Genomic DNA, 12,343 nt, shown 5'->3' with positions numbered 1-12,343 from the left:
GTCCCCGCTAAGACCCCTTTATTTGCTTAGCAGATTAGAAATCCGCTAAATTAGAATTTCACCAGGTCCGCGATCGCCACTGGCAGCCCAGTCGCCATCGAACGGTTGCCTGCGATACCCGTAAGAATCGACATCGCCCCGTCCTCATGAGAGGCGGCCCTCTTGAAACGGTCCGGCTCAGGTGTACCGAACAAATCGTTAAGCAGCACCGGGTCTCCCCCGCCATGACCGCCCTTTCCTTCCTCTACCGCAGCTTCATATGGCGAAGCAAACATCGGGTGCACGATAATTTTTTTGCCAATTACCGCACCTTCAAGTGCCTGCTCACCACCCGAGTTCACATAGGAGGCTTCCACCACATTCATCTCGATCCGGCCCTTGCTGCCGTTAAAGCAGACACGAAAGCCTTCCCAAGGGGAGTAGGCGTAGAGTGAATAAGTCAGCACCGCCCTGTTCTCATAGCGAACCATAACCCCCATCGTATCCTCAATGCTAATTCCATCTCCAAAAACACTTTGATCACGCATATATCCATCCTCATGCTCGGCATCCAGATACATCTCTTTCAGACCTTCGTGCTCCTCCATGTGCAGAGCGAACGGATCATTCTTTGCCGCTTCACTGCCATAAGCACGCGAATAAAACTCCGTCACACCGCGCCTCTCAGCATTCTCACGCCCATAAAACAGTAGATCCCCCATCGCAAAAACCGTTTTCGGCTTCGACCCGAGCCAAAAATTCACAAGATCAAAGTGATGCGTCGACTTATGCACGAGCAGCCCCCCGCTATTGCGCTTATCCCGGTGCCACCGGCGGAAATAATCCGCCCCATGCTGCGTATTGAGCAGCCATTCGAAATGAACAGAATGCACATCCCCAATCGTGCCTTCCATAATTAATTCGCGGATTTTTGTATTGTGTGGCGAGTAACGGTAATTGAAGGCTACACGCAGGTTTTTACCGGTGCGCTTTACTGCATCCAGAATTTCCTGGCACTTCTCAGCGTCAACCGTCATCGGCTTTTCCGTAATCACGTCACAGCCCAACTCCATTGCACGGATAATATAGGTGTGATGCGTCCGATCCACTGAAGTTACAATGACCACATCAGGCTTCACCTCCTGAATCATCTGATCAAAAGCTTCCGCTTTATAGGTTGGCAGAGGCCCTACACCCTCGGCGGCGAGCCGTTTATTCGCTACATTCATACGGGTTTGATTAACGTCGCAGAAAGCTGCCAGCTCTGATGTCTCGCGAAAATCCTTCACGATCGCCTGATAAAAGAAGACAGCCCTTCCTCCTGTTCCCACTAATGCATAACGCGTACGTTGTGGTCCATAAAGCTCCATTGTCGCTCCTCCTAAAACTATGATATAGTTGCAGTATATAGCAATATAATTTTAAAAAAAGCACATAAATTGCTTAATTTTTATTTTTTCGATATATATTGTTCTTTTTTTCTGTTTTTATTGTAGAAAGGAGACAGCTTCGATGACAGATACGAAAATTACCCGGCGCTCGAACCAGCCTTTGCCGGAAGATGAAGCTCCTTTTTATATCCATCATGCCATTCGGACACAATCCTTTAATATGGATCAAAATCATGCTCATGAAACTTACGAAATTTATTATATGCGCGCAGGGGAACGGTTTTATTTTATAAAAGATCGCTCCTATCATGTCGTTCAAGGTGATTTGGTGCTGATCCCTCCGCTTGTGCTGCATAAGACGACCGAGGCTAGCTCCCCCAACCATGAGCGTGTGCTGATAAACTTTCAGGCGGGCTTTGTTGCTCCCATGCAGGCTCAGATTGGGGTCGATCTGTTTGCCGCATTCGAAGGCTTCCCGGTCATAAGACCTCACATCAAAGGGAACCCGGCCTTGGAGGCAATCTTCGAAAAGCTGCTAACTGAACAGCATAGAAAAGAGCCCGGAGCCGACGGCTATCTCAAGCTGCTGCTGGCCGAGCTCCTGCTATGGATGCATAGGGAGGTGCAGAAGACCTCCGAACGTGATCCTGGACGGGAGCATCCAACCGAGCTTCACCGGAACGTTTCGGACATCGTCAAGCATATTAATGAGCATCACCGCGAAAAACTGCGGCTGCCCTCCATCGCTGAGCATTTCCATATCAGCCCCTACTATTTGTGCCATATTTTCAAAAAGGTGACCGGCTTTACCCTGGTAGAATACGTGCAACAAATCAGAATCCGCGAAGCGCAAAAGCTGCTCAAGAACACCCGCCTGTCCGTAAGCACAATTGCCGAGGAAAGCGGCTTCGATAGCAGCACACATTTCGGACGCGTGTTCAAATCACTTTGCGGCCGTTCCCCGCTTCAATATCGCAAGCAGATGAAATCACAGTGACTGCCTTGTGGCGTCCTTTGAGGTGCATTTACGTGGCGTTGGTGGTTCGGGGAGGGAATGGCTGTGGGCTCCAACCGCTGTTAAAGATGTGTTTCCTTGATTGGACTATGCAGGTAGAAACACATCTTTAAATGCGGACGCTATCGCTCCTCCACCCACAGCCCTTCCCTCTCTCAGCTACAATCGTACGAACACCAAGCTCAAACGAACAGCCAGCAAGATGTATTCACTTGCTGGCTGAGATTTCCTGGCGGGCAAAGGCGCTGGGACTGAAGAACGCTCGCAGCCGAGAAGACCCTGCTACTTTAACGATGATTTTCATCGTTAAAAGCATAAGGGCCGCTCCACAACCTTACTTTAACAATGAAAAACATCGTTAAAATCCCGTTTATCCCCTAGAAGAGGCCATCCTTCCACTTTAGCGATGAAAATCATCATTAAGTGGTTGATTGATCTGAAAACCCTTGCTTTAACGATGAAAAACATCGTTAAGTGAAGCACACGCTTCAATTCGAGGGAGATGGCCTGCTTACTATCGTTCTTCCTCTCACATTCCTTCCCTCTCAGCTTCAAACTTCCGAACCTGCCACGCTCAAATGGAGAGCTAGCAAGGTCTTTTTCTCCTGACTGAAACCCAACAGCCACCAAGCTTTTTCTCCCCTCCTGAGCCAAAGGGATAGTGAACATATACAAATCTGCGCCTCACATAGAATTCCTCACCTCAACATTTTACCACCATAACGCTAAGTCGCTTTATCGCTGCAAAGTATCGAGTCGTTCTAATACGATAAAAAGTTAAATTTCCTGTGGCAAAGGCCACCGGCTTTCTATCAGTTCTGCTGTTCAAGCTCATTTCAACGAGAAAAAGCCCGGCAGTCGGCGAATCATATTCGCACAAACAGCCAGGCTTCCTTTACTCCTAAAAATTAAATCATTTCAACCGCGCCAGACTCCATAGATCTGTGAATCGCATGCACCAGTCTCGTGTTCAAGAGTCCTGCAGCAGCATCGCTAGTTGGCTCGGTATCCAGTCGAATATTATCGATAAAGGAATTCAGCATATAGCTGGGCGAAGAGGTCAGCATTCCGTTAATTGGTGTTCCCAGCGTATGCAGATGCTTGTAGTCCGTACCCGCTCTGCGTACCATTTGATCCGCCAGGTCGACATATAAAGCACCGTGCTCGCCAATAATTTCATATTTGAAATCATAAATAAGCGGCATCGATTCAGGCAGTATCCAGCTTGTCGTAAAGGTCGCATGTGTATCATCATCGAAAGTGACGACTGCCTGAATGGAATCATAAGTGTCCAGTCCCATGGATACTAGCTTTTTCTTGGTGCCAACAGCGTATACCTTAATCGGCTTGCTGTCTTTAAGCCATAGGGCAATATCAGTAGCATGCGGCAATAAAAACCAGCCTGGGGTAGAGCCTTTGGACCATTTCAGCATTTTGGTCGGGACAAAAATGGTGTCGTTTAGCCGTGAATTCACGGTAATGATTTTGCCGATTTCACCATTATCTACAGCTTCTTTAACCGCGACGAAGGGGGCATTCCAGCGGTTTTCGAATGCTACGAGGCATTTGATTCCCGCTTTTTTAACCTCGGCAAACATCTCCTCGGCTTCCTCAACCAAGGTGGAGAAGGGTTTTTCGACCATAATATGAATACCTTTGCGCGCTGCGAGCATAACAGGCTGCATATGCAAGAAATCGGGCGTAGCGATGACGATGGCATCCAACTGTTCCCGCTCAATCATATCTTCGACGTTGATATAACCCGGCACATCGTATTTCTCCATATTTTTCTTCAAAGTTTCTTCATAAGAGTCGCTAATGGCAGTAATTTCTGCGTAAGGGTTTTGGACGATGGTATCGGCAAACAGACTGCCTCTGATTCCCATGCCTACGATTCCGAATTTAATCATGGATAATTGGCTCCTTATAAGTAAGATGATGATGGGTGAGAAAATAAAAGCAGCTTGGTTAAATTACACTATATGACCACACTATTTGACCGCACCAGCTGTCATGCCACTGACCAAATATTTCTGCAGCGCCCAGAAGGCAATGACGATTGGCAATGTCGTAATCACAGAACCCGCCATCAGATAATCCCAGTTGACTACATACTGTCCTTGGAAGCTGGCAATCCCTACGGATAAAGTCCATTTATCGTAATCGCTGAGGAAGGTTTGAGCGAACAAGAACTCATTCCAGCTCGTGAGAAACGAGAAAATCGACGTTACCATAAGCCCTGGCAGTGTGAGCGGAAGCAAAATCCGCACAAACGTCATCCATCTGCTGGCTCCATCGACCATAGCCGCCTCATCAATCGAGTAGGAAATACTGTCGAAATAACCTTTCAGCATCCAGGTACAGAACGGAATGGCAATCGTAGAATAAGCGATAACCAGGCCAAAATGTGAGTTCAACAAATTATAATCCTTCATAATAATGTAAAGCGGAATGATCAAGAGAGATCCTGGAAGCATCTGTGTGATCAGAATCAAATAGCCAATGGCCATCCTGCCCCTATAGCGGAATCTCGACATCGAATAGCCGCCAAGTGCAGAAATAACGATAGAGAAAACCGTCGTTAGCAAGGAAACAATCGTTGTATTATAGAACCATTTCATAAAGTTCAAATTGCTGTCGGCATTCGGATTCAGCATTCCTTTGTAGCCTTCCAAATTTATTTGCTTCGGAAAATAGCTGACCGGGTTGCTATATATTTCGGTTTGCGACTTTAATGATGTAATGATCATCCACAAAAAAGGAGACACGGCGAAAAGCGAGATCAGCACGGCACATATATAAACTAGTGGTTGTTTTTTCACGTGTTTTCCCCCGCTTTCGTCGCTTTTAAATACAGCATGGTGAAAATAACCGAGATAACCAGGAGGATCATACCGCCTGCTGCGGCCATACCGAAATTAAACGATTTGAAGCCTGCGCGATAAATGAAGATGGTCAAAATTTCTGTGACACGACTCGGACCTCCGCCCGTAAGTACGTAAACAATACCGAAATCTTTGATTGTCCATACAACTAGCAGCAAAAATACAACGACGGAAACAGGCTTCAGCATAGGAAGCGTTATGCTCCGGAATTGACGCCATACAGAAGCTCCATCGACTGTCGCAGCCTCATATAGATCCTTCGGAATACTTTGCAAACCGGCTAAAAGCATAATAGCAGCGAATGGAAATCCTTTCCATATATTCACAAACATAGCTGCCCCTAGTGCGGTATTGGAATCTCCGAGAAATGCGATTGGGTTGGAGAGAATATGCATTTTGATAAGTACATCATTAATAACTCCATATTGGTAGTCATACATCAAAATAAAGACGAGACAGGCTACAACCTCAGGCACTGCCCATGGAATAATAACCAGAGCCCGGACAAATGCTCTTCCCTTGAATTTAATATTGAGCAAAACCGCTGTTCCTAACCCCAGAATATACCTGGCGGCCACAGTAACAACAATGTACAAAAATGTGATGCCAAGTGACTTGAAAAAATAATCGGATCCAATTACCTCCTGGTAATTTTCCATTCCGACGAAAGGATGCTTGCCCCCTGCAATCGGCTTCGCTACATACCAATATTGAAAGCTCATCAGCGCAGCTTTGAGGATGGGATACAACAAAACCAATGCGACAGAGATGACCAGCGGCGCTACAAATAAATACGCGATGCGGTTTTCCTTCAGCCTTTTTAACTCCTTTTTGAAAAAGGAAGGTTCTTGGTAGACTGGTTTTGCTTCTGCTTGCTTCATGTGCCCTCCTTGGTTTCATCGGGAAATTCAGTAAGCGCAGCCCCGCCCTTCAGGGACATTCAGGATCCATCACCTTCAGGACGGGTGCGTTTGCCTTCAACTATCAGACCGTGTTCACCATCACGTTAACCATCACGTTCACCATTACATTCACTATCATGTTCCCATCACGTTCACTATGATGTTCACTATGATGTTAACCATCGATCTTATTTTATTGCGTCCTTCATTTTACCTGCTGCATCATCCATTGATGTCTTGGCGTCTTTTTTGCCAATAAACATTTCCTGTGCAGTGTTGACCATGATTTGTGACAGCGTGCCTTGCTCCGGAATCGGAGGATCCATTACAGCAGGTGCGTAAAGATTCTCTTGGAACTCGAAGAATTGGACAGCCAATGGATTGTTGTTCTTGTACTCTTCTGTAGCTACATAATCTTTATTGCTCGGAATCATACCGGATCCGCCAATAATTTGCTGTGCCTCAGGAGTCGTCATCCACTCCAGGAATTTCCAGGCTTCATCCGCATTTTTGCTCTTCTTGGAAATCATCGCAACCGAAGGGTTGTTATGCGGGTTCGGCTTATATTCTTTGCCTTCATACGTAATAGCCGGCTGTGGAAGCAATCCCAGATCATCCATAAGCGCCTGATCCCGCTCTTGTGTCATACCAATAAACCACGGACCATCCATGTTCATAGCCGCTTGGCCATTCCAGAACATTTCCCGGCCGACTTTCTTATCTCTTGTTCCTGGAGGCGTAATTTTCGGATCGTTAATGAAATCCTGCCACCATTTGGCTGCCCAGACGTTCGCGTCAGAGTTTACGTTAATGCGGTCTGCAGTATAAGGTCCAGCTTCGCCATCAGGGAAATAAATACCGCCTGAAACCGGTCTGGCAATCAGCCTGTACCACTCAGATGCTACGAAAGGGTGTGAACCAACTACGCTGGCGAAGCCGTATTGATCAAGCTTGCCATCGCCATTAGTATCTACGCCCAGTTTAGCTGCAGCGGCTTTGAAATCGTCCAGCGTTTTTACAGTGGCCGGGTCGATATTCGCTTTTTCAAACAGTGACTTCCTGTAGAAAATACCAGTGGTTCCCCATGCGTAATTGGATACTGCATAATAGGAGTCGTCCACCTTGCTAAGCTCTTGACCAACTAATTTAGTCTCAAGCTCCTTACCTTTAAGATAAGTATCTAGATTAAGAAAAGCCCCGCCATCTACCAAAGCATTATAGGTAGCGATATTCTCCGGATACACTTGCACGATATCTCCTTGCGTTCCTGCAATAACCTCTGTGGTCAGCTTATCCCAGAAGTTCTCATAATCGGCTCCATGAACCGTTATTTTCACATTGGGATTTTTCTCATTATATTTGCTGATCAAGGAATCGATGGCTTTCTTGTGAGGTGCTTCTGCGTAAAGTGAAGTTTCAAAAGATAATGTAATTTGCTCTTCCTTCTTGCCATCTGTACCCGTGCCTGTATCGCCCTCTTTGGAGCTTGAGCAGCCTGCCAGAATTGTGCTGGCGATTAAGCCGAATGCGATCAATCCGGTCATTCTCTTTTTCATAGTTGTACCCATAGACGTTTAATGCCCCCATTGAAATTATATTTGATCGCCCCGTCCGGGTGACCATGAACTCATTGTAAACAGGCTGACCCCTTCTACTCAATGAACCATTTTCACGCATAAACTTATTGTCAGGAACCTTTGAAAAAGCGGCAAAAGACCGGCAGCGATAAGCGATTGATAAGGCAATCACCTACCGGGATCCCGGCTTTTGTATGGATAAACTTTTTTCTGAGATGAACAATTTTCACCTTTCCTTGCGATAGTCGCCAGGCGGCACGCCGGTTGCTTTCTTGAAGGTACGAATAAACGAAATAGGACTGGCATACCCGACCTTTTCCGCAATTTCCTGAACCGTTAGCGTGGTTTCTGTAAGCAATTGTTTAGCATGCTGCATCCGTAAATCAATCAGGAAATCGACAAATTTCGTGCCGAACTCTTCCTTGAATAGTTTGCTCAAATACTTACCATTCATACCAAATTGATCGCTTAAATAATCCAACGACAGGTTCGGATTCGTAAAATGATTCTGAATATGCCCCTTAACCTCATTGATCAGCATATGATGATTCCGCGATTCCCGCAGCTCTCCCATTTGCTTCGCAAATTGCTCCAACACAATCGGGTATTGCTTATGGATTTCCTCCAAGGTCTCAAAGGTTTCCAAAATATCATGAAGCTTCGGAAGCGCAGACGCTTTCCACAAATCAAGAAATTCATTGCCCAAGCTGCCTATGGAGCGATTTAAATAAAAGGTCAGAGAATTCAGCAAGCTGATAATATCATCCCTTATTAGCACACTACTGCTGATTTTCTCGAAAAAATGTTCCAGCTCCACTTCCCATTTCCCTTGCGATGCACGATAAGCCCCGGCGATAGTATGAATGAGTTGCAAATGCTCATGCACATCCGTCGCGGCTTGAACCTCTTGATGCGAAATCACCCGATTCGCCCCATACACCATTTTGTACTGAAGGGCTTCCAGTGCCTCCTTAAAAGAATCACGAACATTCATAGGATGCTCAACGATTTCACCCACGCCAATGGTCCCAGTGAAATGTAAATTTTGTTCCATCCATGCCCTTATCTCTTCAAGCACCTGTAAAGGCTTAACCAAAGGCTCCAGCGAAGGATCAGATGAAGAGTTAAGCGGAATCTGGATAACTCCAGTTAATTGATTCGCAGAGGTCCACAGCGTCCATACATTATACTTATTTGCAGCTGCTGATTCCTTAATCACCGTGCTTACAACGAATTTCAACAGCTTTTGGTCAGCCTGATTATACTCTTCACAAAACTCCATATAACGGTCAATCTCCATAATAAAAATCATCTGCAAACCAAACGTTCCTGGCAGCTCAAACTTGGGGGCTTGCCGTTCCCACTCCTCCAGCCCAATTTGGCGGGTTCCCTCTAGAAGCTCATACATGAAATAATTTCTTTTCACATGCAGATCCTCCGCAAACTGCCGCTCCCATTCATTTGATTCCTTGATCATATTGACCAAAGTTGATTCAATGAAAGTCATTTCATTCCAATCCTTCACATCCGCCGGTATCTCGGCCCTGTCCTTGGAATGTAGCTGCAGCTTCGAAACAATAAGCTCAATTGGCTTATAATTCCGCTTCGTCACTATAATCATCCATATAATCGCCGCGATCACCACAATAATGCCAACAGCAATCCAAATATTATATAAGCTCAAAATAAAGCCAATAATACCCGTCTGCCTGATTCCACTCTCAATTGTCCATCCCGTATAATCCGACACATATGTCGAGACAGCCCCCTTGCTGGCTGCAGCCGTTTCCCTCTCCGCCTCTGTCTGGCCCAGACCCAGACTCTGATCCTGATCCTGGCTCAGACCCAGTCCCTGCTCCTGACCCTGATCCGGGTTCTGGTCATACCCTTGATCCTGATCAACGCCATGAAACAGATTTTTACCCTGCCTGTCGAACAAGTGCATAAAGCTAACCTTCGGATTGTACAGCTGACTGACCTGATTCTGTAACGAATCTGTTTTCACATTGATAACAACAATACCTTTTTGAGGATCAAAAATAGGCACACCCCTGGAGAGTGTGATTACCTGCCTGCTGGTTTCAGAGGAAAACTCGCTAAAAGCTCTTTGATCCGACCAGCTCCGATTCGGCGACTCAGCAAGACTTTGAATAAAGGCATAGTCAGCAAACTGTTCAAACGAATAGGAAGTGCTGTTGCTCAAAACAACCTGATCCTTATACCGCACCAAATAAATCGAATCGATCAAAGGATTTGTAATTTTCAAGTCCCGCATCGAATTCATGACCTTAACGTCGAGGTTCAAGTCAGAGCCCTGATCAGCAGAAAAAAACTGCAAAAAGTCCTGATTACGCATAATCTCCAGCGTCAGCTTTTCATCAATCGACTTCAAAGAAGTATCAATAAATCGAATCGCCTGCTGAGCAACAAATTGATTAGCTTGATAGGTCTGTTTTTTATTCTGGTCATTCAACGTATAGAAAAATATAAAAAACAAAAAAGCCGTAACAATAAAAAATACAGGAATATAGGACAAAAGTGTGCGGTAAAACCATGACTTGTTCAAGTAACAGTCCCCATTTCTGCGGCGTAAATCCGACCCGTTAGATTGTCATTTATTTTATCAGACATCAGATGCTACAACAATGCCAATGCAAATGCTCGTGCAACACTAGTTCAATGCCAGTTCCAGTTCCATGTTAGTACAAAGCGCCACTACAATGCCAACGCAATGCGCCAGCAAGTGCTATGCTAGTAACTCTGCGCCCAAACGATTCCTCTATCAGGCGCTCGGATAAAGAACGGAGAGGGTCTGCTACTTTAGCGATGTTTTTCATCGCTAAAAGCACCAACTCGGCCCCACATCCTACTTTAACAATGAAAAACATCGTTAAAGTCCCCTTTTGCCACCCAAAGAGGGCATCCGTCCTCTTTTAGCGATGAAATTCATCGTTAAAGTGACTGTTGACCTCGAAGCACTTACTTTAACGATGATTTTCATCGTTAATTGAACACACGCTCAAGTAGGGTGAGGTGGTCCGCAACAGGATTGTTCTTCTCCAAAAAACAACGTAACCCCGTTTATATTTTAGCGCCGCAAATCTTTTAATTTACATAAATTAACATATTATACATTTATCACACAACCACTTTTCATCTATCTATTTACACTTTTCTGATTTACATACAAAACGACTTCCCCCATACATCCCTTGCATCATTTCTACTCTCCGTACCCTTTTCCATACTCCATATTCATACTCATACTCCATACTCCATACTCCAAGTCTCCTACCCATGCCCCATACTTATACTCCATACTCCAAGTCTCCTACTATGTCTCATACCCATCCCCCATACTCATGCCCATCATACCCCACGACCATCAAGGCATCATGCAGCTCCCGTCAAATCGATAATTGCACATAGCTCAGAAAAAAATTTTCCGCTAGTTAAGTCCAAGTCCACCCACCACCACCATCACCATCACCATCACCATCACCATCACTACCACTAACACTACCACTGCCATCGTCATCGTCATCGTCATAATTAGCAGCACCAATGCCGACGCCACTCAGAAAAATCCGTATATACAACAAAAAGCCTGCTTAAGAGAAAACACTCAAGCAGGCTTTACTGAGAATCTAAACGGGTTGTTCTCCGTCGTAGGTTGCAATGATTTTATAAAGCTCGGGACGGCGGTCCCTGAATATGCCCCATTCGATTCGCTGTGTCTCCAGCTGATCAAGGTCAAACTCGGCGACCAGTATTCCCTCGTCAGTGCGATTCGCTTCCTGCACCTTATTTCCCTGCGGGCCGGCAATAAACGATGAACCGTAGAAAGAGATGGATGAATCTTCATCCTCTTCCTTGCCGATCCGGTTCGAAGCAACGACGGGAATCAGGTTTGCTCCCGCGTGGCCAAGCATGCAGACCTGCCAGTGGTCCTTGGAGTCGATGGAGCCATCCTGGGGCTCAGAGCCAATGGCTGTCGGGTAGAATAAAATCTCTGCCCCCATAAGTGTCATGCACCGGGCGGCTTCAGGATACCATTGGTCCCAGCAAATGCCGACGCCAATTTTGGCATAACGCGTGTTCCATACCTTGAAGCCTGTGTCACCTGGATTGAAGTAAAACTTTTCTTCATAGCCTGGTCCGTCAGGAATGTGGCTTTTCCGGTAGCGTCCCAATACCTCGCCGTCCGCATCAATGACCGCCAGCGAATTATACCGTGCGTAGTTCTTTTTCTCATAGAAGCTGATTGGCAGCACAACCTTGAGCTCTTTAGCCAGCTCGCGGAAGTGATTAACCGCCTTATTATGCTCCAATTCTGTTGCATATTGATAGTAATCCGACTTTTCCTTCTGACAGAAGTAAGGGGTCTCGAACAGCTCCTGCAGTAAAATGATCTGCGCTCCCTCAGCCGCTGCCTTTCGCACTAATGCGTCGGCTTTACGAATATTATCATCTATATCCCAAGAGCAGCTCATTTGAGTTGCTGCCACTTTAACATTTCTCATAATACCGATACCTCCCTCAGCTTTTGTAAACCTTCAATAACTTTCACTAATTTCGTTAGCTTTAAACAACA

General features: G+C 45.8%; 8 protein-coding genes. 1 reads left to right on the top strand and 7 read right to left on the bottom strand.

The features are described from left to right. Positions 1-50 precede the first annotated feature (50 nt). Positions 51-1,349, bottom strand: coding sequence for a Gfo/Idh/MocA family protein (locus tag J2Z66_RS10765; RefSeq protein ID WP_209971382.1), 1,299 nt, complete (start codon positions 1,347-1,349; stop codon positions 51-53). A gap of 142 nt (positions 1,350-1,491) precedes the next feature. Here J2Z66_RS10765 and J2Z66_RS10760 point away from each other — a divergent pair, with 142 nt between their 5' ends. Beyond that, positions 1,492-2,367 carry an AraC family transcriptional regulator gene (locus J2Z66_RS10760; protein ID WP_209971381.1) on the top strand — a complete coding sequence of 292 codons (876 nt, stop codon included), beginning with the start codon at positions 1,492-1,494 and terminating at the stop codon, positions 2,365-2,367. A 926-nt stretch (positions 2,368-3,293) separates the two neighbouring features. On the opposite strand, the gene J2Z66_RS10755 is transcribed toward J2Z66_RS10760, so the two are convergent. The 6 genes from J2Z66_RS10755 to aguB all read right to left on the bottom strand — a co-directional run bounded on the left by J2Z66_RS10755 (position 3,294) and on the right by aguB (position 12,272). Continuing rightward, on the bottom strand, positions 3,294-4,295 hold the full coding sequence (locus J2Z66_RS10755; RefSeq protein WP_209971380.1) for a Gfo/Idh/MocA family protein: 1,002 nt from the start codon (positions 4,293-4,295) through the stop codon (positions 3,294-3,296). Between the two features lie 81 nt (positions 4,296-4,376). Beyond that, on the bottom strand, positions 4,377-5,207 hold the full coding sequence (locus J2Z66_RS10750; protein ID WP_312894486.1) for a carbohydrate ABC transporter permease: 831 nt from the start codon (positions 5,205-5,207) through the stop codon (positions 4,377-4,379). After that, positions 5,204-6,151, bottom strand: coding sequence for a carbohydrate ABC transporter permease (locus J2Z66_RS10745; protein ID WP_209971379.1), 948 nt, complete (start codon positions 6,149-6,151; stop codon positions 5,204-5,206). Before J2Z66_RS10745 ends, J2Z66_RS10750 begins: the two co-directional genes overlap by 4 nt. A gap of 209 nt (positions 6,152-6,360) precedes the next feature. Beyond that, the gene (locus J2Z66_RS10740; RefSeq protein ID WP_209971378.1) at positions 6,361-7,740 is read right to left on the bottom strand and encodes an ABC transporter substrate-binding protein; all 1,380 of its coding nucleotides are present in this window, start codon (positions 7,738-7,740) and stop codon (positions 6,361-6,363) included. Positions 7,741-7,975: 235 nt separating this feature from the next. Further along, positions 7,976-10,315, bottom strand: a complete 2,340-nt coding sequence (locus tag J2Z66_RS10735) for a helix-turn-helix domain-containing protein (protein WP_209971377.1) — start codon at positions 10,313-10,315, stop codon at positions 7,976-7,978. Positions 10,316-11,396: 1,081 nt separating this feature from the next. Beyond that, complete coding sequence (aguB, locus tag J2Z66_RS10730; RefSeq protein ID WP_209971376.1) at positions 11,397-12,272, bottom strand: N-carbamoylputrescine amidase; 876 nt, start codon at positions 12,270-12,272, stop codon at positions 11,397-11,399. Positions 12,273-12,343: the final 71 nt, after the last annotated feature.

This window comes from Paenibacillus eucommiae (assembly GCF_017874215.1).
In the GTDB taxonomy this organism is placed as follows: domain Bacteria; phylum Bacillota; class Bacilli; order Paenibacillales; family NBRC-103111; genus Paenibacillus_AI; species Paenibacillus_AI eucommiae.
The sequence above is the reverse complement of the archived record's forward strand: the minus strand, read 5'-3'. Positions and strand labels throughout refer to the sequence as shown.